Origin of the sequence: Listeria valentina, assembly GCF_011800755.1 — a bacterium.
Lineage (GTDB): Bacteria > Bacillota > Bacilli > Lactobacillales > Listeriaceae > Listeria > Listeria valentina.
This window is the reverse complement of sequence record NZ_JAATJW010000007.1, coordinates 1-25,076: the sequence shown is the minus strand read 5'-3', so window position 1 is coordinate 25,076 and position 25,076 is coordinate 1. Positions and strand designations below refer to the sequence as shown.

The window sequence follows — 25,076 nt, the reverse complement described above, 5'->3', positions numbered from 1 at the left end:
TCCTTTGTTCTCGTTTACTTAATTAAGCTTTCATGAGACTCACAGACAAGTCCACCAGTCGCTTAGCAGCATCAGGAATACCTAACTCACCAGCGTGAAACGCCATCTCATCAAGCGTCGCCTTATCTGACATGATCGCATCAATTTGTGCCATTAAATCCGTTTGCTCAAGCTCGGATTCTGTTATGACAACGCTAGCCCCGCTTTTTTCAAGGGAACGAGCATTTTTTTCTTGGTGATTCGCCGTTACATAGGGGCTTGGAATTAAAACACTAGGCACGCCAAGTGAAGTCAATTCCGCAATCGTAGTTGCCCCTGCCCGCGAAATCACAAGCTCGACTTCGTTTAAAACTTCAGGCATATTGTAGACGAAAGGAACCACACTGATGTTTTCACCCAAATTAAGGGTTTTGAGCTCTTCTTTTATTTTTTCGTAGTGTACATTTCCGGTCACATAAAGCAGCTGGTAGTCCTTATCTTTCCACTCGGGCAAGATGTTCCAAACGGCTTCATTAAGCGGCCTTGCACCCCTACTCCCCCCGAAAGCAAGAACGGTGGGTTTGGCGCTATCTAATTGATAGGCTTCGAGTGCATTCGTTGTTTCGATGTTCACCACTTCGGAAGCCCGCGGATTTCCCGTAAAGACAATTTTCTCTGACGGAAAGGAATCGCTGACTTCTTCAAAACAAATAGCGATTTTGTCCACATAACGGCTCAAAAATTTATTGGTCAGCCCAGCCACGCTATTTTGTTCGTGAATAATCGTTGGAATTTTAAGCTTGCTTGCCGCATAAACCACTGGTCCACATACATATCCGCCTGTTCCGATGACACAATCCGGATTAAAGCGTCGTAAGATTTCCTTACTTCGTTTTGTTCCTTTGAAGAAACGAGCAATCGTCTTAAAGTTATCAAGTGAAAACGAACGTTTAAAACCTGTAATTTCAATCGCTTCAAAAGCAATGCCTTCACGCGGAACTAGATCTGCTTCAAGACCTTTTGAGGTACCGATGTACAAAAACTCAGCATCTGGGTATTCTTTTTTACATTCTCGGATGAAAGCAAGCGCCGGGAAAATGTGACCTCCCGTTCCGCCTCCTGTTAGTACAATTTTCATTTTTCCACCTCATCAGTTAGCACGCGAATCGCCCGCATGTATGCATTTCCTCGTACTTCAAAAGTTCGGTATTGATCCCAACTTGCACAAGCTGGTGAAAGTAAAATCACATCCCCAGGTTGAGATGCTTTGTAAGCTACTGGAACAGCATCTTCAACATCTTTGACATAGTGCACCGTCGTTCCAGTTTCTTTAGCCACTCGCGCAATTTTGTCTGCCGTTTCCCCGAACACAACAACATCTTTCACATTTCGTAAAAATGGCATTAATTCATCAAACTCATTTCCCCGGTCCAATCCACCAGCAAGAAGCACAATGGGTTGTTTGAAGCCTTTTAAGGCACTTTGTGTCGCTAAAATATTTGTAGCCTTGGAGTCGTTATAAAATTTACGCCCATTAAATTCAGTCACAAACTGCGTACGATGTGGTACGCCTTTAAAGGTTTTAAGAACCGTCATAATCGCTTCATTAGGTACACCAATTGTTTTTACAGTGGCAATAGCAGCCAGAATGTTTTCGAGATTATGATCCCCTGGAAGAAGAATATCCTCACGCGAGCCGATTACTTCATCATTAAACATCAGCTGATTGTTTTGGACATAGGCACCTTCTGAAAGACGCTGTGTCGTTGAAAAAGGAATCACACGAGCTGCCGTTTTTCGCGTCAATCCTTGTAGTTCTTCTTGATCCCAATTGATGACAAGAACATCCTCTTTCGTTTGGTTTTTTTGAATGTTCCATTTTGCTGCCACATATTCTTCGCGCGTCTTGTGATAATCAAGATGCGCCTCGTAAATGTTTGTGATAACAGAAATTTTGGGTTTAAATGTAGAAACTCCCATTAACTGGAAGGAAGAGAGTTCCATTGTAATCCACTGATCGCTCGTTGCGTTTTCCGCAACCGCTGATGCTGGGAAGCCAATGTTTCCAGCAAGAAGTGATTTTCCCGCAACCATTTCGTTTAACATTCGGTCAATAATCGTTGTCGTTGTTGTTTTCCCATTAGTCCCTGTAATCCCAATGATTGGCGCTTCCGAAATTTGATAAGCAAGTTCCACTTCTGTAATTACCGGAATGTTTAATCGCTCAGCTTTTGCGACCATCGGATTGTTATAAGGAATTCCTGGATTTTTCACGAGAAGTTCAAAGCCCTCATCCAAAAGTTCTGTCGGATGGCTCCCGCAAATCACTTTAATGCCTTGCTCGAGCAAGCCTTGTGCTTCTGGATTTTCACTGAATGGCAATTGGTCATTTACCGTGACAAACGCCCCTAATTTATGCAGTAAACTCGCAGCGCTCACGCCACTTTTCGCAAGCCCTAGTACAAGTACCTTTTTATGATAATACATTTCAATATTTTTCATTTTGTTAGCCTCCGATATCTCCCTTTTTTGCTAAAAACGACTGAAAGCGTCAACTAAACGGCCAAAAAGAACCTTCTAGAGACGCTAAAAATCGCTTATAACTGTACCATTAAAATGGCTGCTACTGCAGCAAGTAACCCTACTCCCCAAAATGTTAGAACAACACGCCACTCATTCCAACCACCTAGTTCAAAGTGATGATGGATCGGCGTCATTCGAAATAGTCGCTTGCCGTGTGTCAGCTTGAAATAAGAAACTTGTAAAATCACGGATGCTGTTTCAATAACAAAAACAATCCCAATTAAAAGGAGAAGCCATTCTTGCTTCAGCAAAATCGAAACGGCTGCAAGTGCCCCACCGAGCGCAAGCGAGCCGGTATCGCCCATAAATATTTTCGCAGGGTTCTTGTTAAATAGAAGAAACCCAAGCATGCCCCCGACTACTGCAAAACAGAACAAAGCGACTTCAAACTGATTTTGCACGACAGCAATCACGCCGAATGCTGCAAAGGCAATACTTGAAAGTCCTGAAACAAGGCCATCTAAGCCGTCTGTTAAGTTGACCGCATTGGAAAAACCAACGAGCCAGAACAAAACAAACAACAAGAAAAACCAGCCTAAGTTCACTTCAATTTGTGTAAATGGAACGCGCAGTGTCTCTGAAAAATTTCCAAAATGATAAACAAGGAAAAATAACACAGCGATGGCCAATTGCCCTAGAAATTTTTGTTTGGATGTTAAGCCTAAATTGCGTTTTTTAACGACTTTAATATAATCGTCGAGAAATCCAAGTGCACCATAAAGTGCGATTGCGATAAAAAGCAACCCGGTTGTTAAACTGAAAGATTTCGTGATAAAGCTCATAACCAAATAACTGAACATGATAGCCGTTAAGAAAACGACAGCTCCCATTGTTGGTGTTCCTGATTTTTGAGCGTGCATCTTCGGTCCTTCTTCGCGGATACTTTGACCAAATTTCAGCTTAACTAAAAATGGAATTAAGACCGGTACAAAAGCTACCGTTAAAATGAATGCAATCGCAAGCGTGGTGAATAACATATAAAATGACACAATGATTTCTCCCCAATCTTTTCTTTCAAACTGTTATTTATTGTATTAAAGTTCTAGTTTTTTTTCAATAGCCAACCGTGCTTCAACACGATCGTCAAAATCAATTTTTTCTGTTCCGATAATTTGGTAGTCTTCATGACCTTTTCCGGCAATTAAAATCACGTCGCCTGCTTCAGCTTGCTCGACCGCATACTGAATCGCTTCTTTGCGATTGACACGCACGACATATTCTTTTCCTTCTACGCCTTTTTCCATGTCTCGAATAATCGTTCGCGGATCTTCTGTTCGCGGATTATCTGATGTAAAAATCGGATCTGTCGCATAATCGACTGCGATTTTCGCCATTTTCGGGCGCTTGCCTTTATCTCGGTCCCCGCCGCAACCTACAACGACAAACACACGTTTTTTAGCGAATTCATCCACCGTTTCAAGCACATTTAACAGCCCATCTGGTGTATGCGCATAATCGACAATCACCGGAAAATCCTGTCCAGCATGAACGAGTTCAAAGCGCCCTGAAACACCTTTCACTTCACCAAGCGTTTGAATGGCTTCTTTTTCAGGAATTTGAAGCACGAATGAAGTGGCCAGTGCTGCAAGTACATTATAAATACTAAATTTCCCGATCATTTGAATATGCACTTTCTGAACACCCGTTTTCGAAACTAAATCAAACGTCGAGCCCTTACTTGTAATTTCAATGTTCTTGGCTCTAAAATCTGCATCGTGATCAATTCCGTAAGTAATAATTGGAACTGCCGTTGCTTCTCTCATCGTTTCTGAAGCCGGATCATCAGCATTAAGCACCGCCATTTTAGGCGCTTCTTTTTGGAACTTATTACCAAGTTGAGCAAATAATAAGCTTTTCGCATGTGCATAGGCTTCCATCGTTTTGTGGTAGTCTAGATGATCTTGCGAAAGATTTGTAAAAACCGCTACATCAAAATCCGTTCCGTGCACACGACCTTGAACAAGAGCATGGCTCGAAACTTCCATCGTCGCACTCGTTACGTGAGCTTGCTTCATATCAGAGAAAACTTGCTGCAGCGTCAAACTTCCTGGCGTTGTGTTTTTAGTTTCAATCGTGCGCTCAGCAATGCGCATGTACATCGTTCCGATTAAGCCCGTCTTTTCGCCATGCGTCCGCAAAATTTGATCGATTAAATGCGTCACCGTCGTTTTCCCGTTAGTCCCAGTTACACCAATCATATGCATTTGTTGACTTGGTGAACCATAAAAGTGATCGGCAAGAAGCGCGAGTGCACGCTTTGTGTCTTGAACGCGAATAACGGGAATGGATACAGGCACCTCACGTTCCGCCAAAATCACCGTTGCTCCCTTTTCCTCAGCCACTTTAGCAAATTGATGCCCATCAACCACTTCCCCGTCAATACAAACAAAAAGAGTTCCTGGGTTTACTTTACGGCTGTCTTGTTCAATTTTTTCAATCTCTATTTCCGGCAAATCCTGAGCGCCATAGTAAAGCGGCAGCACGCTTAATAGCTTCTCTAATTTCACAACTTCCATCTCCTTTAAGCTCGCTTTTCGCTCTTTCCTAAAATAAATAAGGCGAAAAATCTCCTTTTCTATCTTAGCAAAAAGTAACAAGCATTTCTATATGACCTAAAGCCCAGTAAAATAGGTATTCTGGCTTCTCTGACAAAGAAGCCAGAATACCTACTAGGCAAAAATCATTGACCCGTCAAAAGGTCACCTACACCTTGATTTTCTTGAATATTCGTGTCTTGCTTCACCTTTTCCTTATCCGAATCATCATTATTCTTCGTAAATGCTTCAATCGAATCCGGAGCCGCAAGTTCAAGCTTGAGTTCCGTATCATCATTCAAAATTGTTCCCGCAGCTGCGCTTTGTTTTACCACGTATCCACTTCCACTAAAACTGAATGGAATTCCCGTGATTTCCGATACTTTCAGCGCATCTTCTCGCGACCAGTTTTGCATATCTGGAACCGTCATATCTCCATCTGTCATCAAAATGACTTTTTGTCCTTCAAGAATTGTTTCTCCGACTTTTGGAATTTGCTGTACGATTTTTTTCCCATTTCCAATCACAATAGGGTTAAGTTTATCTTGTTGCACCGCTTTTTTCGCTTCTTCCACCGTTTTACTTGTATAATCTTTCATTTTAATTTTCGAAAGTTTCTTTTCAGCAGCCGGTTTGATATTCAAATACTGCAAACTATTTTTCATAACGGGATTAAAGACCTCGGAAACTGCTTCTCCACCTGTTTCCGTATCTGAAAGCTGCGGTTGCTGCATCGTCACATACATCACAATTTCTGGATCATTTGCAGGTGCCATCCCCATGAAGGAAAAGATGTAATTATTTTTCCCCGTCATATATTTACCAGAAGTTGGATCTGCAATTTGTGATGTCCCTGTTTTACCAGCGACAGAATAACCCGGAATCGCATACAGTTTCCCTGTACCATGTTCCCCACTCACAACGCGTTCCAATTCTTCACGTGTTTTTTTCGCCGTGGCTTCACTAATTGGATTTCCAGTAACTTTCATTTGCGTTTTCGACGTTTTATTTGTATTTGGATCCGTAATGGAAGAAACCACATAAGGCAATTTCATTTTGCCATCGCTTGCAATCGCCGAAGCGCCTTGAAGCATTTGCATCATCGAGACAGTTGTTCCTTGACCAAAAACAGTCGTTACTTTTTCTACTGGATAGTGATAAAGAATTTTACCAGTTGCTTCATTTGGAAGTTGAATGCCAGTTTTCTTTCCAAAGCCAAACTTCGTTAGATACTTTTCAAACGTATCTGTTCCCATTTTATTAAGCAAAGTGGCAAAAGCAACATTACTAGAACGTTCCACGCCTTCACGATAAGGAATCGTGCCCCAACCAACTCCGCCATTATGGTCATGGATCGGAATGTCTCCAACTTTATAGATACCCGATTTAAAATAAGCGTTCGGGTCATAAACACCTGTATCAATCGCGGATGCCAGTGAAAAAATCTTCATAACAGAGCCCGGCTCATATGCGTACTCGACAGGTAAATCTTGCCAAACCCCTGCTGATTTTCCATTCAAACCAGCTTTAGTTGTTGGATTAAAGGATGGACGCTGACTCATTGCTAAAATTTCACCCGTTTTCGGATTCATGACAACGGCCATCATATTTTTAGGCTTATACTTCGCATTGACTGTTGTCATCGTATCTTCTAAGAAGGTTTGAATTTTTTTATCAAGCGTCAATTCAATTTGACTACCATTTTTGGCTTTTTCCACATTTTTATCAGCATTCGGTAAAATATAGCCCATGCGGTCTGTGCTATATTTCAGCTTGCCATTTTCGCCAGTTAAAGCCTCATTATAACTTTTTTCAATGCCCATCTTGCCAACAAGTGAGCTTTCGCCGCTTTGACCTTCCGTTTGTTGTGCAAAACCAATGAGCTGTGTTGCAAAAGTCCCATTTGGATAAAAGCGTTCTGCTTGTCTAGTAAAAATCAATCCAGGCAAATCTTCTTTTTCGATTTTCTTTTTCGTTTCAACAGAAATGTTTTTGCCTGCTTTTCCAAACTCGACTTGATAAACCTTTTTCTTATTTAATTGCTTCAAGATATCTGCCTTTGACATCGCAATATATTTGCTAAGCACTTCAGCTGTTTTTTCTTTATTTGTAACATACATCGGATTTTTATCTGTTTTAGACAACCGATTTGAGACGACCGCAGCAAGTGTATAAGTGGCAGTATCTTCAGCGAGCACTTCTCCGTTTCTGTCAATAATCGACCCGCGCTTTGCTTCGATGACTTCACTTTTCGCATGTTGCTTACTTGCAAGTGCCGCAAGCGGTTCCCCGTTCACGACGCCGCGAATTTGAATATACAAAAAGCGTCCCGTAAGAACGAGGAAAAGCGCAGTGAAAAAGACAAAAAGAGCTAATGCGCCTCTCCTCATATTTCCTCTGCGCCGGTTCATTTGCCGTCTACTACTTTCACGTTATCGCCATCGAGCTTCAAGCCTTTTTCTTTCGCTTTTTGCAAAATACGTTCATAGCGACCCAAGTCGTTAACTTGCACTTTTAAGTCTGCATTATTTTTTTCTTGATCGGACAACTTAGACTCCGTTGTTTCAACGCTTTGATTGACATCGTAGATACTTGCTTGTACCCGAATAATTTGAAAAGCGATAACGGCTACCACTACGATAGCAATCGCGACGATTATTTTTTCACCTGTTGTGACTCGTTTGCGTTTAATAAGTTTTTGTGTTTGTTCTTCTGTTTGTTCCGTATGTATACGCTTTGGTTCCAAATTGGATTTGTAGGCTACATTACTCACAGACACCATCTCCTACATCATTTGATTTTTTCAATGACACGTAATTTTGCCGAACGTGCCCGATTATTATGTTCAACCTCTTCCACACTTGGTAGAATGGGTTTCCTTGTAACTAGTTTAAAATTCGGTTGATATTCATCTGGCAAAACCGGCAATCCTCTTGGGACTTCTGGTCCTTTAGCAGCTTCTTGAAAGATTTGTTTCACGATCCGATCTTCTAACGAATGAAAAGTGATCACGCTGATTCTTCCATTTTTCCGAAGCATCGTCAGTGCATCCGCCAGTGAATCTTCAACTGCCGATAATTCATCATTCACAGCAATCCGAATCGCTTGGAAAATCCGTTTTGCAGGATGTCCACCTTTTCGTCTTGCTGGTGCTGGAATGGCCGTTTTAATAATATCCACAAGCTCACCAGTTGTTTCAATCGGAGCTGTTTCTCGTCGCCTTTCAATCTCACGCGCCACTTGCTTCGAAAATTTTTCTTCACCGTAACGAAAAAAGATTCGAACTAGTTGCTCATAGCTCCACTCATTCACAACCGTTTTTGCCGAAAGCTCTTGCGACTGGTCCATTCGCATGTCGAGTGCGGCGTCATTGTGATAGCTAAACCCACGCTCGCGCTCATCAAGTTGCGGCGAAGACACGCCAAGATCATATAAAATCCCGTCTACCTCGTTTACTCCCTTTGCAAGAAGCTCAAGTTTGAGTTCGCGAAAATTCGCTTTAATAAGAGTAAGACGTGAATCGCTTAAGTTTTTCTTAGCATTTTGAATGGCCACATCATCCTGGTCAAACGCGTAAACGCGCCCTTCATCGCCAAGTTGACTTAGCAGATAAGATGTATGCCCAGCACCGCCAAGCGTTGCATCCACATAAATGCCATCTTTTTTAATTTCTAATCGGTCTACCGTCTCATGCAGCAAAACCGTTTCATGTTGAAACATCTTAGCCCTCCTTAAATATCGAATCCAATCATATTTTCAGCAATGTCCGCAAAGGATTCTTCGGCTTCTTCAAAAGCAGCCTCCCATTCCGGTTTGCTCCAAATTTCCACACGATTGGAAACTCCGATAATCACAGATTTCTTTTCAAGATCAGCATAACTTAACAGAGTTTGTGGAATATTAATCCGCCCCTGCTTATCAAGTTCGCATTCAGAAGCTCCAGAAAAGAAGAACCGTGTAAATGAACGGGCATCTTTTTTAGTCAGCGGAAGCGATTGAAGTTTTTCTTCCAATTTACTCCACTCCGAATGCGGATAAGCAAACAAACACTTATCCAGTCCGCGAGTGATCACAAATTGTTCGCCTAATAGCTCACGGAATTTTGCTGGCACGATCAAACGGCCCTTTATATCAATGTTATGTTGATATTCGCCCATGAACATTAGACTTCCCCCACTTTCTTATTTACCACTTTACCACATCTCCCCACTTTACTCCACCCTAAACCTAAAAATTTCAAAAAAAAATCTCTTTCTCGCAAAGAGAAAGAGATTTAAAGCATTGGTATAAAGCGGCTTATGAGAATTTGAAATGCGGTGGGGGGAAATGGGGCAAAAAAACAAAATCCCCCACTTCCTGCCCAAAAAAGATTTTTTCATTTATTAGTAGCTGATCGCAAGAACGAGTCCTGTGAAGTAAAGAAAGAGATAAAGGACAGCAAAAATGAAAAAACACAGGCGCCAGTACGTCCGAAAAACGCGTTCAAGACGAAGTTCCCCATCTCGAAGCGCAAAAAGAATAACGATCCCAATACCGAGTATGAATAGCACAAGCAGAATATACAGCAAGAATGAGCGCCCGAATAGCTGTACCATCCAGAAGTGATCCGCTAGAATGAAAAAAAGTGTCGTTAAGTCAGCACTCCACCTAAGCGCGCGAGGTTGACTTTTCAGCCCCCACTTTAACCCCCAATAAAGAAAGAAAAACAAAAAAACTGGGCAAACAATCAACCAAGCTGAAATTTCAGTCGTCCAATTTAGCATTTTCGCGCTCCTTTCCTTTAATGAGTTGATAAAGCGTTGCAAGCTTTTCGGCAGAAAGCCCTTCGCGAGCGAGCATTTCAAGAACCGGTAAAACAATCGCATCAATTTCCGTTTGTCTTTTATGTAATACATCCATCGCCATCGATGACCAGTTGGATGCTGTATTTCGGCAAATTTCTTCCACTATATCTAACCCGTCTTCTACATGTAGCACTTGATTTGCTTCTTGAACCACTTCACGCAGAAAGTTATTAAATTCCTTGTTTGTAAGAAGCGATCCATTCGGCACATTTAAAAGCGCCGTAAGCGGATTAACAGCTGTATTGATTAATAGTTTGCGGTAAATCGCTTTGAAGATATCCTCCGAAAATTGAATGGAAAAATCTCGAAATTGAGTGAATTGGTTTTTTAGTTGCTCATCAAGTTTCCCTCGCCAAATTCCGAGTTTCGTCTCTCCCTTTCCGCTCGATTCAATTTCACGATCCCCGGTACGCACCACGCCATGGCTTGTGATACCAAGCAAAATCGTTTTAGCAGATAATTCCTCAAGCCACTTGAGATGCCCGATTCCGTTTGTCAAAAAAGCAAGTGGTGTTTCTTTTGGAAATGTTTCTAATTGTGAAGTCAGTTCAGCTAGTTGATAGCTTTTCACGGTCACTAAAAGCAAATCTTGTTCTCTCAAATCCTGCTCCTGAATCAGCGCACTTTTCACTGAAAAGATCTTTGTACCAAACTTGATTCCTTCCGTATTTAGCTTGACTTGTTGTTCAGCACGGCGAACAAAAATAGTAACATCCGCATATACGCTAAGTTGCGCTGCGAAATAAAGACCAATCGCGCCACCACCGATAATGCCTATTTTTGGTTTCATACTCTGCCTCCTGACTTGCTTCCCGTTCCTATCTCTTACTATTTTAAGCGAAAATGTCCAAAAATAAAAGCACGACAAGATCCATGGTATCTTGTCGTGCTTTTATGAATTTACAAGTGTACGTATCACTTGTTTATAAACGGTTTAATTAGCCGTTCACTACTTCTTTACCATCATAATGTCCACATTCAGGACATACGCGGTGAGAAAGTTTCATTTCTCCACAGTTCGAGCATTCATTCATGCCTGGAACTTGTAATTTGAAATGTGTGCGACGTTTACGTTTTTTAGTCTTTGAAGTTCTTCTAGCAGGTACTGCCATTTCTATACACCTCCTTAGCGAATTTGAGTTTTAAGGATTTCCTTAAAATTTATTCCAGCTTGATCGGTACTAATCGTCTTTTTTTTCATCAAAAAAATCGGCCAGTCCCGCAAGACGAGGATCCACTTTTGGCTTTTTAAGAGCTTCTTCATGAAGAAATTCATCTTCTGTTTGGAGCTCCCAATCTTGCCCTTTTGGAAGTTCTTCACTTCCTGGTACTTCATCACTAAACACTTGCATGGGAATTTCAACCAGTAAAAGTTCTTCAACGACAGGTGTCAAATCCACCGTATCTTTTTCCATTAAATGGAAAGATTCATCTTGAAGATCTTCTTTCGACGGGACGAAGGTTTCAATCGAATGAATATCGTATGCCCAAACAACATCCACAAGCGTTCTTGCACACGGAAGCACAAGCGATCCGCTAATGTTTAAGTTTGCGACTACATCGTTTCCCTGCATTTCGAGTTCGCCTTGAACCGTTACAGGAGAAGCCCCTCGCACATCTTGATTATTTGCTTTCAAGTATTCAGCTAAATCAATTTGTTCATTGATTTTAAAAGGTTCGTTACGGTATTTTTTTAATTGACTTAATGACCATTTCATCATTCATCACTCCAAGCGCAACAAAAGCTATTATAGCTTTTTCAAAGGGTTTTGTCAATGTTTTTTCCGGTTTCTTGGCAGGATTTCCGCAAGATGATATGCTTAGGGAAGCAAAAAAGTAAACGAGGTGAGAAAATTTGCGTGCTACAGGAATTATTGTTGAATATAACCCGCTTCATAATGGACATTTATATCACTTACAAGAAGCAAGAAAGCAAACGAAAGCAGATATCGTGATTGCCATCATGAGCGGCTCTTTTGTCCAAAGAGGTGAACCAGCCATTGTCTCAAAAGAATTGCGCACAAAATGGGCGCTTGAGGCTGGCTGTGATCTTGTTTTCGAATTGCCCGTTCGGTTTGCTGTCCAGCAAGCAGATATCTTTGCATCAGCAGCCATTCAATTGCTTAAAGATTTAAAAACGGATGCACTTTTTTTTGGAAGCGAAAACGGGGATGCCGCACAATTTCGCACCACCGCTAAACTAGCATCTAGTTCCCTATTTGAAGAAAAGTTAAGACAGACTTTGGCAGAAAAAAAATTAAGTTATGGGGAAGCTTACACGGAAACCCTTGCTTCCTTCACGAACGAGCTAGATGTCACAAAGCCCAACAATATTCTTGGTCTGCATTACGCACTCGCAAACGAAAAACAAAAAGCAGATCTTGAGCTTTATTCACTTAAGCGAACCAATGATTATCATTCAACAGAGGCCAATTCAAATGATTTTGCCAGTGCCACGGCGCTCCGCAAGCTTCTACTTGAGAATAGCCTTCCTGCCATCAAAAAGAAGGTTCCTGACTTTGTTTATGCTTCGCTAGAAGACTATCAGGCTCCGCTGTTATCTTTTTCAAGCACCTATCCTTATTTGCGCTACCGCCTTTTAAGCGATCGAAACGAATCTCTCACGACGATCAACAGCGTGACAGAAGGCATCGAAAATCGCTTGCGACGCGCAGCTTTGGAAGAAACAGCAGAAAATTTCTTGCGTGCGACCGTCACAAAGCGTTACAGTGCAGCGCGCATTCGCCGAACAGCTATGCAGATTCTATTGCAATTTCAAAAAAAGGATCAACCTGAAAATTATCTCCGCCTGCTAGGGATGACAAAACAAGGGCAAGCATACCTTTCCACTATCAAAAAAGAACTGGCGCTTCCGCTCGTTTCCACACCTTCAAAAGTTAGTCAGGAGCTCATTCAATATGACGTCCAAGCATCAAGACTTTACCATTTACTAGAAGGGAATTCAGCACAATTAAACGCTGAATTCAGTGCCCGGCCACTGCTTTATTTCTGATACGTTAATGTCGCGCGTTTCCTTGCCCAGTCGAACTTCCGGTTCCTTTCCTTTGAAGTAAACTTTATCGAGCGCAACTTGCCTTGCGCGGTACTGGATAGCGAGTATTGGAACATCCTTTTCATCAACCGTGAGAAATTGCGTAATGCTGACCTTATTATAAGCTGAAACAACTAACGCGCGTGGTTCACTATCCCGATAAAGCGGCGTCCATGTGGGCGTCTCTGCAATTAAAAAGCTTGCACGAATGCCACTTGCCGTTTGACTTTCAGCGTCTTCGCCTTTATGGTGACCAATATGGCGAAAGTTATAGGAACGATTATCCGAAGAAGAAATATGACCAATAATTTGAGTATCAAAAGCGGCAGAGCTTGTCTCATGCGCCTTGATTTCCACGCCACCGAAACAATTTTCGGTGGCGTTATTGTGTAACACTACATGCCTAGATCCGTCATCTACTTCGATCCCATTCGAATTCGAGAAGCCTTTTTCATGGGTCCTGCCACTTGGATCATGCAAAAAACAATGCGAAATATAAATATAATCACTGTGATGTGTTGTGATGCCATCATCACCAAACCCTGACGCTTCAACATGATCAATCCAGATATAGGCACTGCGGAATCTTGAAGTTGTTCCGTCTCCCTTGTAACTATAGAATGCACTTGTAACATCCACCCCGTGCAAGCCGGGATCTATAACTTTTACATTTCGAACAAGCGCAAATTGAACATGAGCAAGTGTGATGCCACTCGAGTTAATCCCGCCCGAAGAGCTAGGCTCACTTTCATCAAAACGCGAGGCATCCCAGTTTAAGGTAAAGCCCTCTAGCCGAATTCGTTTATTTCCAGCAAAAAGATTCCGATTTCGAACGCCTTGTCGCTTTTTCGGGGTTTCTTTTTTTAATAAAAGCAGTGTTTCTGTCTCTCCTGCCCCAATAATGGCTGTATTCGAGGGAACTTTTAGCCCAGAAATTAAAAATGTCCCTTTTGGCACATGAACAGTTCGCCCACCCCGGCGCATCGCTTGCTTAAATGCCCGTGTGGAATCTACTTTCCCTTCAGGGTCTGCTCCGTAGTCTAGCACAGAGACTTCCTTGGCTTCATCTTTCAATGTTCCTAATTCAGCAAAAAGTAGCGGCTGCCAGTCTACTTCAAGAAGCGGTCGTTTTTCAATCGCAGCTGGTCGACTAAATCCAGTTGTTTGAGTCCGTGCAACAAGTGGAGATAGTGACCATTTTCGTTGCTTATTTAGTTCTTTACTAACTTCACTCTCTTGCCATTTTTGAAATAAAGTCTCAGTCATTCGAATTCCTTCATCAAGCCCATTAGAGCTTCTATAGGCTGGAAAATAAGCGCTGATTCTGGCTTGATTTCGAACTTTAAGTTTCAATTGAATCCCTCCATTCTCAGCAAAGCTCTTTTATTCTTTCTTTCCCTCTTTCAAAAAAAGAAACCGCCTGAAATAGTTCCGAAGCTTCTTTAAAAGTTGAAATTCATTCAAACCTTTAAGAACCTAAGTCGCGATTTCTACAGCGGTTTCTCATCACTCATTTACTTTTGTAGCTTTTTCAAATAATCAACGGCATCTTGGAAAGTTTTCACAGGAACAATTTTCATCTTAGTGTCAATTTCCTTCGCCGTTTCTTTAGCTTCTTGGTAATTGGATTTAATTCCTGCATTGTTTTTCTTCATCTCTTTCGTCAGTTCATCATTTGGTGCAAAAAAGATCGCAGCGCCTTCTTTATCAGCAGCCACTACTTTCTGATCGATTCCGCCAATCCGGCCCACTTCTCCATCTGGACTAATCGTCCCAGTTCCTGCAATTTTCTTACCAGCCGTTATGTCTTCTTTTTGGAAGCGCGAATAAATTTCTAAGCTGAACATCAAGCCTGCAGACGGACCGCCAATTTTTTCAGAATCAATTTCTACTTTTGGCGATGTCTCATTTTTTTCGTCATCGACAAGCGTAATCCCAATCCCAGTCGTTCCTTTTTTATCAATTTTAGTTAGTTCAATATCAGCTTGTTTTTTCTTTTTATTGTGAACAAATTCAACGTTGACCTTATCCCCTGGTTTCTTGCCTTTTACGTAGGAAATAAATTCATTGCTTGATTTAAATGCTTTGCCATCAATTTTAGTCACAAGGTCTCCTGCATGAAGGTACTTAGCCGCCGGAACATCATCCAATACACTCATTACATAAATGCCATCATACTTGATTTTCACGTCTTGTCCAGCTGCTTTATATGCAATTTGAATCGCATTGTTTTTTGATTCATTCATCATATACATCTGTCTAACGTTATACTCTTCATTCGTTTCATTATCCAAACGAACATCACTTTCTTTTTCAAGTTCATGATAAGGAAGTAGTTTGGCAAGCCCATATGTATAAATATTAGCTTCTGCCATTGCGATGGTCACAAGGCTTAGTGATCCCTTCGACTTACTCGCATGCCCCGAAACTCGCACAAGCGGTTCAAGTTCCTCCGCTGATCCTGGTTTCGTAATATAATAAGGCACCGGGATGAAAAATCCCACAATAACAATGAGTAGTATCGCAATAACTAATAACTTTTTCCACTGTTTACGCATTTCTAGAAACAACCCCTTATCTGCAATTCCAATTAAAATTTAGCTTTTAGCGCTAGACTGACAGGCTTCGGAACTAATTCGTCAACACTTCTCCCGTAGCTAGCCACTTCGCGAACAATACTTGAACTCAAGAAGGAATAACTCGGATTTGTCATCATGAAAAAAGTTTCCAATTCTGGGTCGAGCTTGTTGTTCATCGCGGCAATTTGAAGCTCGTATTCAAAATCGCTCACAGCACGCAATCCTCGAATAACCGCATGTGCGGATTTTTCTTTCGCATAGTCAACTAAAAGGCCAGCCGAACTTTCCACGCGGACATTCGGAACATGTACGGTTGATTCGGCTATTAGCCGCATGCGTTCCTCCAAGTCAAACAGCGGTTTCTTGCTCGAATTTTTGAGCACTGTCACATAGAGGACGTCAAAGTTTCGGGCAGCTCGTTCAATAATATTCAAGTGTCCGTTTGTGATCGGGTCAAAAGTACCTGGGTAAACAGCTATTCTCTCTTCCATGTCTTCACACTCCAAACTCATAAATTGATAAGATAGTGATTCCGTATTCGGCCGTTTTTATTTTTTGAAATTGTGGAATCTCATCGGGTAGTTCCGCTTCTTTATCGTGTTCGCATACAATGAGCGCCCCCTTTTGAAGCAGCTCGAGCTCACAAAGTTCCAAAAGTAACTTTTCTAATTGTTGTTTCTTATACGGCGGATCTAGAAAAACTAAATCAAAGCTTTGTTCACTTTTTTGAAGTAATTTTAAAGCTTTATGTGCATCGTTTCGAAAAATTTGTGCTTCTTTTTCAAAGTGGCAGGCTTGAACATTTTCTTTGATCGTTTTAATCGCGGCACCTGCTTGATCAATGAACACGCAGCTTGAAGCACCTCGACTCAGTGCTTCAATTCCAAGCCCTCCGCTTCCAGCAAATAAATCAAGTGCCTTTTCTCCGTCAAAAAATGGGCCAATAATTGAAAATAGCGCTTCTTTTATTTTATCTGTTGTAGGCCTAGTATTTGCTCCCGGAACTGCTTTTAGGCGATGTCCCTTTCTCGAACCAGCAATAACTCTCAAAATTTATCTCCTCCTAGATGAACGGAAGGCAGCGCTGTTTAAAACAGCACTGCCTCATCTTAATCTTAAATCGTGATTTGAACATCATCACTTCTATGATCATGCATATTCTCTTTTTTCGACTCATATTCTGTTTTCAGAAATGGCCTGAAAGAAGGTTCAACGCGTTTCACATAATTAAAGCGCGACAGCTTCGCAGAAACTTCTTCAATATCACACATATCGCAATATAGTACGGCATATTTTAGTTTTCGCGAAACATAATGTACATTGCCAAACCGTTTTAGTGATCTGACTTGCTTCAAATGATTTAACCAAACCACAACAGCTTGTCTATCATTTTCCATTGTTATTTATCCCCTTTACCAGCTTTAAGCCTCTGTATTGAAAGTCATCATGCCGAACAGCCGCAGCTTCCGCCACTTCCGCATCCACCCGATGAACAGGCTGACTTTTGCTCGAAAAACGGGTTCCCAGTTGGCACTTTGATATTGGATGAGACAGCTCCCGCTAGTAAAAGACTGATTTCATCAAGCAAATTCTGTAAATCTGTCTCTGCTCGGCGAAAATCCGCGATGCCTTCATCCATATCGAGTTCTCGTTTTAAAGCACGAGTTTTTCGAGTTACTTCTTTATAATCAGGGTGATATCTGCCGAAGCGTTCCACCTCTTCGTAAGCCTCTTTAATCTTTGCAAATGCCTGGATCTTCGCTTGTGTTTCTGGATTTTGCAGCATTTGTTTCTTTTTCAGATAGTTATTCGCTTCTTCTGAACTGAGAATCATGGCAGACAATTCATCTGATAAATCAAGTAGCGCCAAACTCTCCATCGTTGCAAACAAACCGATCCCTCCAAACTTTTCGCTTGTACCTACTCATTATAGCATGAACTAACGTAAGCGTCCTTTATTTTGTAACAAAATTTTGTGTGTAGTACTTGCGGAATGTCCCAGATCCCATATACGTATACGTTTTCTCTAGCAAGTTTTTACGATGACCTGGTGAATTTAGCCAACCTTCAACAGTCGCAGCCGCATCGATATAATTATAGGCAATATTTTCTCCTGCTTTCGTGTAGACGACATTCCCTTCTTTCAGCCGATCACCTAGTGAACCATAAGTAGGCGAATCGTGACTAAAATATTTGTTTTCTGCCATATCCACACTGTGTCCATAAGCAACTTTCGCAACGTTTTGCTCATCTGCGACCGGTTCTGCGCCGTAGCGCTCTCGAAGTACGTTCGTAATTTCAAGAACCTCTAAATCTGCTGCTTTGTCCACTTGATTCCATAAATCATCTGAAACATTTTCTTTATAAATTTGTCCTTGATAATTCAGTTCATAAGGGTGCATCTTGATAAAGGAAAGTTTATTCAAATAGCGCACACTTGTTAATTTACCCTTTATTTTATCGAAATTAAGCTGTACATAAACGCCGCTTCCGAGACTCACAACAGGGCGCATGTTTAAATCATTTTCTGAAAGCTCAAACCGGTAAAAATTATTTTCATAATAGAAAGCAATCTCAGATTGGAGCTTAGCATTTGTGAACACCTTTTCTACAGACATTCCAATTTGATATGGCTTTAAATTCAAGTCTTGTCCGAGTGCATAGATGGTTTGCACTTTATGGTCGCGTACACCAACAATCATATAGCTCGTATTAGGCTGGTTGTACACATAGTTATCATACCCATAAGGCGTTTTATCAATTCGAATCGGATCCCCGAATTTTTCTTTCACTTTTGAAAAGTCTTGATTAATAAATGTGCCCAAGCTTTCATCATCTGCAGGTAACTGCTCGCTTGTTTCATTTGCTTTCTTTGCCTCTGTTGGCATATTCTTCTGTTCTACTTTATCGTGTGCTTCATTTTTTTCTGCCGTTTTTTCAAAAAATAAATCTGTATTGTAACCGATAAAAAGGCAAATCACGAGTAGCACCAATACTCTTAGTACAAATTTCAAATTTTGCCCTCCTCTTGGCTTGTTTCCTGTTTCCAATTGTAGCGTTTTTTTTCATGAAAAGCTACCAAGCTTGCTTTATTCCTTACGATTTTATTCGCAAACAAAAGGCAGAAACTTAGAATTAACTACTTTTCCAAGAATTTCTGCCTAAATTTATTTCTGAAGTTTTAAAGGAAAATCTTTTTGCGTAAATGGATCCGTTTGTTTTTCAAAAGGTTCAGTAATCGGATACTCTTTTTTAAGTTTATCTGGAGTTACCCAATCTGCAAGCGTCGAAACTGTTCGAACACCTGCTGGAAAAGCAAGTAACATCAGCAGAATAATCGCGAGTGGTAAACGCAGATACCTATTTTTTCGGTCTTGTCTTGTTAGTTGTTCTTTGCGTTCAGTCTGCGACAAAATAGCAATCACCACAACGAGAAGTGGCAGGATCCACATTAAAACAGCTACATAACCAATCAGTTCCGTTAAAAGAACAAAAAGTAATATGTATCCACTAATCAAAATGACTCGCTGCGTAAGAGAAATCCTTTTTCCAAATAATCTCACACGTTCGTAAAGCGACCAAAATGGATTCTTAGTTGCCCACGCTTGATTATAAAGAGATTTATACTCTGCATTATCCGGCTGAATCATGCATAATTTACGTGTAAACTCACGTGCTGCTTCAAAATCTCCACGGGCATAACAGATTTTTGCAAAATAAACTAAATTCGGTTCAAATAGCGGATCTATTGTAAGAGCAGTATTTTGCAAAGCAAGCACTCGTTTACTTGTTTTATCCATTTGGAACAAGTAGTAAGCTAAACTACCCATAAAATCTAAACGTTCCGGCGAATAAGCAAGCGCCGTTTCATAGAGAGCTGCTTTTTCTTTCACATCATTTGTGTAATGTTTGGCAAGAGCAGCATAGAACTCTCCTTCTTCATAGTCAAGTGTAAGACCGAAACGAGCTAATTCGACGACGCGCTCACTTTCCTCTAGCTTGTCGTAAATTTTCACGCCAAGTTGATAACTTTCCACGATATTTTGGTTGTATAAAAGAGCTTGTTCAAGGTTGCGCGCCGCTTCACTGACATTTTCTTCAGCAAAGTTAAGATAGGCGAGACAAAGATAACCAGCAAAGTGCGATGGGTTTTCTGTAATCATATTACGACTTTCCATTTCGGCATCGGCGTATTTACCATTTTCAACAAGTTGCTTCATTCTTTCAAAACTTGCGATTTTCATAAGTACCACCTCGGCATCCTTTCTATTCCCACTATACCAGTTGAAAAAAAGAATTTGATGAGGAAAACTTCAAGATTTTTTAAAGAAAAAAGTGAGCCTCGTTCTGAGGCTCACTTGCATTAAAGAAAAATGGAAATAACAATCATGGAAACAAACAAAATCGTCATGTAATTAAGCGAATAGATAAACATCCACTGTGCCCATTTTAAGTCGTCTTTCATTTTGAAACCATACAAACTAAGCACAAGCCAGCCCACGTTTAAAATCGTTGCTAAACTTACATAAACAAAGCTTAGTTCTGTCATGAAAAATGGAAGAACAGAAAGCACCAATACCCAGAAAAGCATACTTCCTTTTGTACGGTTAAATCCTTTCACGACAGGAAGCATCGGGATACCAGCTGCTCGATATTCCTCAGCACGTCTGATTGCAATTGCATAAAAATGCGGTGGTTGCCAAGCAAACATCACTAAAAAGAGCATAACCGGGATTAAACTAAAATGAGGATCAACAGCAAACCAACCGATTAGCGGTGGTACAGCTCCTGAAAAGCTACCAATCACTGTATTACTCACAAGTTTCCGTTTCGCATACATCGAATAAACCACAACATAAAGAAAAACACCTGAAAGCCCAAGCACACCTGCTTGCCAAGTGGTCATAAATAACATGCCTGTACCGATTAATAATAGTAAAGCGGCTACAAGAAGAGCTTTTCCCACGGAAATTTTCCCTGTCATTGTAGGGCGATTTTTCGTTCGCTCCATTTTGCCATCGATATCGCGATCAATTACGTTGTTGAACGCTCCTGATGCCCCCACAATAAGGGCAGAACCTGCAATCGTAAAAAAGATAACATCCAAGTTCTGCATAAAAGAAATACCATTTAATTGAAAAGCTAACCACATACCAGTGAAAGCTGTAATTGTATTTGAATTTACGATTCCTACTTTTATTAGTTCCGTAAAATCGCGCACATTAAATTTACTGACTGCATCCCTTTTCTGCCATTCGCCAGTATTTTCGATTCTGCTCAAAACTTCTCCCCCTTAAATAAATTGCCGCATTGTTCTCTTATCATTATGTGAAAAAAGCACACGGTTTGTCAACCAAATAGTCTTCACACATCGCGAAAAATCCTTTTATTTAAAACATTTCTAGAGTCAGAATGTTTGTGAAAAACCGTACAAACAAACCTTACAACTTTGTGAAAACCGCAGTAACAAAGGATTCCTTTACTTATCCATTAAAACAAGCTAAAATGAACGAAGGTAGCTAAAATTAAGAAAATCGTTTTAAGATTCATCTAAAGGAGAGATAGGGGAACATGAATAAATTTTTAAAAGTCTGGTCCGTTCTCACCATTCTGGCAATGACTTTCGTCGTTTTCGGAGGAGCGCTGGTCACAAAAACTGGATCAGCAGACGGCTGTGGAAATTCTTGGCCGCTTTGTAACGGGCAACTCGTCCACCTAACAGACGTCACACCTGAAAAACTCATTGAAGTGGCACACCGAATGACGACAGGACTTGGTTCCATTTTCGTTGTCGTACTTGCGATTTGTGCGTGGATCAAAATCAAAGATCGCAGAGAAACAAAACCACTTGCTATTATTTCTGTTGTTTTTTTAATTCTTCAAGCATTCATGGGAGCTGCAGCAGTTATTTGGGGGCAAAACCCTTATATCATGGCGCTTCATTTCGGTATCTCCATCATTTGCTATTCAAGCATCGTTTTACTCGCACTGCTTATCTTTGAAGTCGATCGTAAATTTGATGCCCGAAATCTCGTGATGGGAACAAAACTTCGACTCAATATTTACTTTTTGACCATCTATACATATCTAGCCGTTTATACAGGAGCACTCGTGCGGCACGAAAAAGCCAGCCTCGCAGTTCCAGTTTGGCCCTTTGAAAACGGCCGCTTTGTCTGGCCTGAAAACGTACAAGATTATGTCCAATATTTCCACCGAATCGTGGCTATAATACTCGTTGTTTGGATTTTATATGTGACTTGGCTCGTTTTCCGTGATTACAGACATTATCGCGTACTAACTTACGGCATGGTTCTTGCCATTATCCTTGTTGCGATTCAAGCTGTAACCGGTATTCTTTCAGTTTACACAGGCGTTAACCTTTACGTAGCCTTGTTCCACAGCTTAATTATTACCATTTTGTTTGCGCTATTTTGTTACCTTTGCATGCTTGGGGCAAGAAGCAAGAAAAATCGACTACGAATCCGCTAAATTAGGCTTTTGCTGTCCGAATTTCCCCTAGTCAATTAAACGCAAAAACACGCCAAGAGCCGCTCTTCCGAGCGGCTCTTTTTTCATCTCATTTTCTTAAGCTTTCCAAGCACCTCATCCCGGTAGCGCGTAGCAAGCGGTTCAATTTGGCTAATCCGTTCCAATTCTTCCCGCGTGCCCATCCGGTGTAAGACTTTTTCATGACAAAAAGCAACAGAAATGGGCTCCGCTTCTCGCTTCACACGTACTATTTCGTCTCCCTTTTGAATTCTCCCTTCCGAGATCGTTCGACATAAAAAGCCTGTCCGACTTGTTTTGCGGACCTCTTGAAAAAGCTCTGGCAGCAATTGATACTTCCCGATTGTCGCACAAGGATTTCTAGCTTCCGAAACTTGAATCAACACTTCCCCCACTTGAAAAACATCCCCAATCGCAACATCTTGTTCAAGCATCCCTGAAACCGTTAAATTCTCGCCAAATGTGCCTGGAGAAAGAATCCAATTAAACTTCTCTTCAAAATACGAATAATGTTCACTTGGGAAAATAGAAACCGACCGGTCTAGCCCGCCGTGGTGCTTCAAATCAAATGAAGCATCCCCATCAAAGCCGGCAAAGTGAAGCATAGCCGCTTCCACTTGTTCTTTCGCGATTCCTGACATCATCGTTTTATTTCGTCCAACATCTATTTCTTTCGGCTTTCCAACCGCAAGGCCGAGCACAAATCCCATCACGCATCCTCCTTCCAAAAAAGGACCAGCAATTGCTGATCCTTTTTCTTAAAATCCACGTCCAGCGCCACCGCCGCCGGAAGATCCTCCGCCGCCAAATCCGGAGAAACCACCGCCGCCAGAAGAGCCGCTTCCGCCTGAACCGCCAAAGAATCCACCGCCAATAAACGGTCCCATTCCAGAGCCGCCACCGCGTCCACCACGACCGCCTCGTCTGCCATTATTTCCACCACCAAAGATAATCGCAAAAATAATGACACCAATCACAATCGCAATAATTCCAGGCGTCCCTAAGCCGTCTCCGCTATCTTCGCTGTTTTCAAGTGCTTTTTCTAATTCACTTGTATAATCTTTAAAAATCGTTTTATCTTGATAATCGTATTCCTTATTCACTTGAATAGCTACTTCCGAAAAGATATTTGCGAGACCTTGATTAAAATCGTCATCTTTCAAATACGACAAATTATGATCTAAAATCTCACCCGAAGTTCCATCCGTGATCGCACCTTCAAGCCCATAGCCGACTTCGATTCGAATTTCACGTTCCTTCGTTGAAAGCAGAATCAAAACGCCATTATTGTCTTTACCAGAACCAATTTTCCACTTATTAAAAAGCTGATTGGCATATTCTTCTTTCGAAAGCCCGCCAAAACTTTTCACCGTTGCAAGCACAACTTGTGGTTTTTCCTTTTGTTTTTGGTAGGCATAATTGACCGAAAGCACCATTTCCTTCGTTTTGCTATCCAAAACCCCGGCTCCATCCGATACATAAAATTCTTTCGAAGGCTTTGGTAAATCTGCAGCAAACGCCGTTCCCGGACCGATTAATAAAGTCAAAAGGAGTATAAGCAGCAAGCTAAAAATCGGGATTTGTTTTCTCATCATAAATCGCCTCAATCAAAATTGACTTCAGGAGCTTTGTCAGCACCTTCAACCGCTTTGAAGTAAGGTTTCGTTTCAAACCCTAGCATCCCAGCAACAAAGCTTGTCGGTGCGCTTTTCACTTTCGTATTATAAGACTTGACCACTTCATTATATTTATCACGTTCAACGGAAATTCGATTTTCCGTTCCAGATAGCTCATCCATCAATCGTGTCACATTTTCACTCGATTTCAGTTCCGGATAGTTTTCCACCGTTGCGATCAAGCGTGAAACCGCAGATTCCATTTGTCCAGCCGCTTTAATTTGTTCATTTTGCGAACTTGCTTTAGAAACCGCCGAGCGTGCATCCGCAATCGCTCCGAACACTTCTTTTTCTTGTTTCATATCGCCTTTTACAGCGTTCACAAGATTAGGAATCAAGTCATAGCGCCGTTGCAACTTACTTTCGACATTTGCCCACTGCGCGTCCACTTCATTTTGCTTTTTATTTAGCGAGTTATAAGTTGCTACAAATGGAATGCCAATGATTAATAACACAACCGCAATTCCAATAATAATCTTCCATGAATTTTTCATAACCGCTCTCCTTTTCCAGTTTGTTTCTTCATTATAACAGGAACCACATCTTTTTTCCTACACCTGCAGAAGGATTTTCGTTTAAAAAAATTGCGCCTCTCGTGATTTTCAAGCATAATAAAAAAAGAGAGTTTGTTTCGAAAGGATGATTTTATGCAAGAAGCTGTCATACTGGCTACACTAATCGTAATTGGCTTCGTTTTCTTTGTGTTCGAGTATCATTTTAGTGCCAAAAGAGTTGCGCGCTATATGAAAGAAAACAACCTTACAAAAAAAGCTTTACGCGATAAAGTTGAAATCTACGAAGACTAAAAAAAGCATTTGGCGCATGCCAAATGCTTTTTCCTATCTTGTTTCAATTATTTCCCTAGCCACAAATTTCCCACCATCTCGTTCACAAAAGATAATTTGAGCAAACGACTCGCTTTGTTTCTTTCCCAGATAAATCTTCGTTTCCTTTTTCAAAAAATTAGATTCGAGATGGCGCTTAAAAGCTGATAGCGATCAACCACATTCTGAGCCTCCCCGACAAAAACCCCTGCTACGTTAAAAATCAGAATCACATAACACTTAATCAGCCATTTTTCATCTTATTTCTCTTTTTCTGATGTACAACGCTAAAAATAACATGAAGAGATTCTTCAACTTAATTCACAAGCCTTAACTTGGAAAGATGGTCTACTAATCTTTAATTAACATTTAGTTTTTATTTCAGAATTAATCAATAATATGGCTCTAAAACCTTAAAAGCAGCCACTTGTTCAAAATTGGTGTTTTGGAACCATTCAGAATAACATACCTCTAAAACATTAGTACATGATACATATC

General features: G+C 41.0%; 27 protein-coding genes. 3 read left to right on the top strand and 24 right to left on the bottom strand.

What is annotated here, in order from left to right; genetic code table 11:
* Nucleotides 1-22: 22 nt before the first annotated feature.
* From murG to HCK02_RS03170, 12 genes are all read right to left on the bottom strand, one after another.
* On the bottom strand, nt 23-1,117 hold the full coding sequence (gene murG / locus HCK02_RS03225) for an undecaprenyldiphospho-muramoylpentapeptide beta-N-acetylglucosaminyltransferase (RefSeq protein WP_167628697.1): 1,095 nt from the start codon (nt 1,115-1,117) through the stop codon (nt 23-25).
* Nucleotides 1,114-2,481: a UDP-N-acetylmuramoyl-L-alanine--D-glutamate ligase gene (gene murD, locus HCK02_RS03220; RefSeq protein ID WP_167628696.1), complete on the bottom strand. Its 1,368-nt coding sequence runs from the start codon at nt 2,479-2,481 to the stop codon at nt 1,114-1,116. Before murD ends, murG begins: the two co-directional genes overlap by 4 nt.
* Nucleotides 2,482-2,576: 95 nt before the next feature.
* Nucleotides 2,577-3,551, bottom strand: a complete 975-nt coding sequence (gene mraY, locus HCK02_RS03215; protein WP_167628695.1) for a phospho-N-acetylmuramoyl-pentapeptide-transferase — start codon at nt 3,549-3,551, stop codon at nt 2,577-2,579.
* Nucleotides 3,552-3,596: 45 nt separating this feature from the next.
* Complete coding sequence (locus HCK02_RS03210) at nt 3,597-5,069, bottom strand: UDP-N-acetylmuramoyl-L-alanyl-D-glutamate--2,6-diaminopimelate ligase (RefSeq protein ID WP_246215520.1); 1,473 nt, start codon at nt 5,067-5,069, stop codon at nt 3,597-3,599.
* 173 nt (nt 5,070-5,242) lie between these two features.
* The gene (locus HCK02_RS03205) at nt 5,243-7,507 is read right to left on the bottom strand and encodes a penicillin-binding protein (RefSeq protein ID WP_167628693.1); all 2,265 of its coding nucleotides are present in this window, start codon (nt 7,505-7,507) and stop codon (nt 5,243-5,245) included.
* Nucleotides 7,504-7,869 carry a cell division protein FtsL gene (gene ftsL / locus HCK02_RS03200; protein WP_167628692.1) on the bottom strand — a complete coding sequence of 122 codons (366 nt, stop codon included), beginning with the start codon at nt 7,867-7,869 and terminating at the stop codon, nt 7,504-7,506. The genes HCK02_RS03205 and ftsL overlap by 4 nt, the downstream gene beginning before the upstream one ends.
* A gap of 17 nt (nt 7,870-7,886) precedes the next feature.
* Nucleotides 7,887-8,816, bottom strand: a complete 930-nt coding sequence (rsmH, locus tag HCK02_RS03195) for a 16S rRNA (cytosine(1402)-N(4))-methyltransferase RsmH (RefSeq protein ID WP_167628691.1) — start codon at nt 8,814-8,816, stop codon at nt 7,887-7,889.
* A gap of 11 nt (nt 8,817-8,827) precedes the next feature.
* The gene (gene mraZ / locus HCK02_RS03190) at nt 8,828-9,259 is read right to left on the bottom strand and encodes a division/cell wall cluster transcriptional repressor MraZ (protein WP_167628690.1); all 432 of its coding nucleotides are present in this window, start codon (nt 9,257-9,259) and stop codon (nt 8,828-8,830) included.
* A 219-nt stretch (nt 9,260-9,478) separates the two neighbouring features.
* Nucleotides 9,479-9,859, bottom strand: a complete 381-nt coding sequence (locus HCK02_RS03185) for a DUF3397 domain-containing protein (protein WP_167628689.1) — start codon at nt 9,857-9,859, stop codon at nt 9,479-9,481.
* The gene (locus tag HCK02_RS03180) at nt 9,840-10,730 is read right to left on the bottom strand and encodes a 2-dehydropantoate 2-reductase (RefSeq protein ID WP_167628688.1); all 891 of its coding nucleotides are present in this window, start codon (nt 10,728-10,730) and stop codon (nt 9,840-9,842) included. The genes HCK02_RS03185 and HCK02_RS03180 overlap by 20 nt, the downstream gene beginning before the upstream one ends.
* 148 nt (nt 10,731-10,878) lie before the next feature.
* Nucleotides 10,879-11,052 carry a 50S ribosomal protein L32 gene (rpmF, locus tag HCK02_RS03175; RefSeq protein WP_167628687.1) on the bottom strand — a complete coding sequence of 58 codons (174 nt, stop codon included), beginning with the start codon at nt 11,050-11,052 and terminating at the stop codon, nt 10,879-10,881.
* A 69-nt stretch (nt 11,053-11,121) separates the two neighbouring features.
* Nucleotides 11,122-11,658 carry a YceD family protein gene (locus HCK02_RS03170; RefSeq protein WP_167628686.1) on the bottom strand — a complete coding sequence of 179 codons (537 nt, stop codon included), beginning with the start codon at nt 11,656-11,658 and terminating at the stop codon, nt 11,122-11,124.
* A gap of 137 nt (nt 11,659-11,795) precedes the next feature.
* Between HCK02_RS03170 and HCK02_RS03165 the strand changes: the two genes are divergently transcribed.
* The gene (locus tag HCK02_RS03165) at nt 11,796-12,953 is read left to right on the top strand and encodes a nucleotidyltransferase (RefSeq protein WP_167628685.1); all 1,158 of its coding nucleotides are present in this window, start codon (nt 11,796-11,798) and stop codon (nt 12,951-12,953) included.
* Here the strand turns inward: HCK02_RS03165 and HCK02_RS03160 are convergent.
* The 9 genes from HCK02_RS03160 to cyoE all read right to left on the bottom strand — a co-directional run bounded on the left by HCK02_RS03160 (nt 12,912) and on the right by cyoE (nt 20,852).
* The gene (locus HCK02_RS03160; RefSeq protein ID WP_246215518.1) at nt 12,912-14,345 is read right to left on the bottom strand and encodes a glycoside hydrolase family 55 protein; all 1,434 of its coding nucleotides are present in this window, start codon (nt 14,343-14,345) and stop codon (nt 12,912-12,914) included. The two genes, HCK02_RS03165 and HCK02_RS03160, sit on opposite strands and share 42 nt — an antisense overlap.
* A gap of 161 nt (nt 14,346-14,506) precedes the next feature.
* The gene (locus HCK02_RS03155) at nt 14,507-15,550 is read right to left on the bottom strand and encodes a SepM family pheromone-processing serine protease (protein WP_167628684.1); all 1,044 of its coding nucleotides are present in this window, start codon (nt 15,548-15,550) and stop codon (nt 14,507-14,509) included.
* A 32-nt stretch (nt 15,551-15,582) separates the two neighbouring features.
* On the bottom strand, nt 15,583-16,062 hold the full coding sequence (gene coaD / locus HCK02_RS03150; protein ID WP_167628683.1) for a pantetheine-phosphate adenylyltransferase: 480 nt from the start codon (nt 16,060-16,062) through the stop codon (nt 15,583-15,585).
* A gap of 4 nt (nt 16,063-16,066) precedes the next feature.
* Complete coding sequence (gene rsmD / locus HCK02_RS03145; protein WP_167628682.1) at nt 16,067-16,621, bottom strand: 16S rRNA (guanine(966)-N(2))-methyltransferase RsmD; 555 nt, start codon at nt 16,619-16,621, stop codon at nt 16,067-16,069.
* A 65-nt stretch (nt 16,622-16,686) separates the two neighbouring features.
* Nucleotides 16,687-16,968 carry a YlbG family protein gene (locus HCK02_RS03140; RefSeq protein WP_167628681.1) on the bottom strand — a complete coding sequence of 94 codons (282 nt, stop codon included), beginning with the start codon at nt 16,966-16,968 and terminating at the stop codon, nt 16,687-16,689.
* 47 nt (nt 16,969-17,015) lie between these two features.
* The gene (locus HCK02_RS03135) at nt 17,016-17,462 is read right to left on the bottom strand and encodes a YlbF/YmcA family competence regulator (RefSeq protein WP_167628680.1); all 447 of its coding nucleotides are present in this window, start codon (nt 17,460-17,462) and stop codon (nt 17,016-17,018) included.
* Between the two features lie 64 nt (nt 17,463-17,526).
* A complete protein-coding gene (locus HCK02_RS03130; RefSeq protein ID WP_167628679.1) occupies nt 17,527-18,585 on the bottom strand; it encodes a CAP domain-containing protein in 1,059 nt (352 codons plus the stop codon).
* 153 nt (nt 18,586-18,738) lie between these two features.
* Complete coding sequence (locus HCK02_RS03125; RefSeq protein WP_167628678.1) at nt 18,739-19,815, bottom strand: tetratricopeptide repeat protein; 1,077 nt, start codon at nt 19,813-19,815, stop codon at nt 18,739-18,741.
* 119 nt (nt 19,816-19,934) lie between these two features.
* Nucleotides 19,935-20,852, bottom strand: coding sequence for a heme o synthase (gene cyoE / locus HCK02_RS03120; RefSeq protein ID WP_167628677.1), 918 nt, complete (start codon nt 20,850-20,852; stop codon nt 19,935-19,937).
* A gap of 290 nt (nt 20,853-21,142) precedes the next feature.
* Between cyoE and HCK02_RS03115 the strand changes: the two genes are divergently transcribed.
* The gene (locus HCK02_RS03115; RefSeq protein ID WP_167628676.1) at nt 21,143-22,060 is read left to right on the top strand and encodes a COX15/CtaA family protein; all 918 of its coding nucleotides are present in this window, start codon (nt 21,143-21,145) and stop codon (nt 22,058-22,060) included.
* A gap of 83 nt (nt 22,061-22,143) precedes the next feature.
* Here the strand turns inward: HCK02_RS03115 and HCK02_RS03110 are convergent, their stop codons facing one another.
* Genes HCK02_RS03110 through HCK02_RS03100 form a run of 3 tightly spaced genes read right to left on the bottom strand, consistent with a single transcriptional unit; the run spans nt 22,144 to nt 24,248 of the window.
* Nucleotides 22,144-22,788 (bottom strand): MOSC domain-containing protein, encoded by a 645-nt coding sequence (locus HCK02_RS03110; RefSeq protein WP_246215517.1) that lies wholly within the window; start codon nt 22,786-22,788, stop codon nt 22,144-22,146.
* A gap of 48 nt (nt 22,789-22,836) precedes the next feature.
* On the bottom strand, nt 22,837-23,673 hold the full coding sequence (locus HCK02_RS03105) for a TPM domain-containing protein (RefSeq protein ID WP_246215516.1): 837 nt from the start codon (nt 23,671-23,673) through the stop codon (nt 22,837-22,839).
* A gap of 8 nt (nt 23,674-23,681) precedes the next feature.
* Nucleotides 23,682-24,248 carry a LemA family protein gene (locus tag HCK02_RS03100; protein ID WP_167628674.1) on the bottom strand — a complete coding sequence of 189 codons (567 nt, stop codon included), beginning with the start codon at nt 24,246-24,248 and terminating at the stop codon, nt 23,682-23,684.
* A gap of 153 nt (nt 24,249-24,401) precedes the next feature.
* Between HCK02_RS03100 and HCK02_RS03095 the strand changes: the two genes are divergently transcribed.
* On the top strand, nt 24,402-24,560 hold the full coding sequence (locus HCK02_RS03095; protein ID WP_167628673.1) for a hypothetical protein: 159 nt from the start codon (nt 24,402-24,404) through the stop codon (nt 24,558-24,560).
* Nucleotides 24,561-25,076 lie beyond the last annotated feature (516 nt).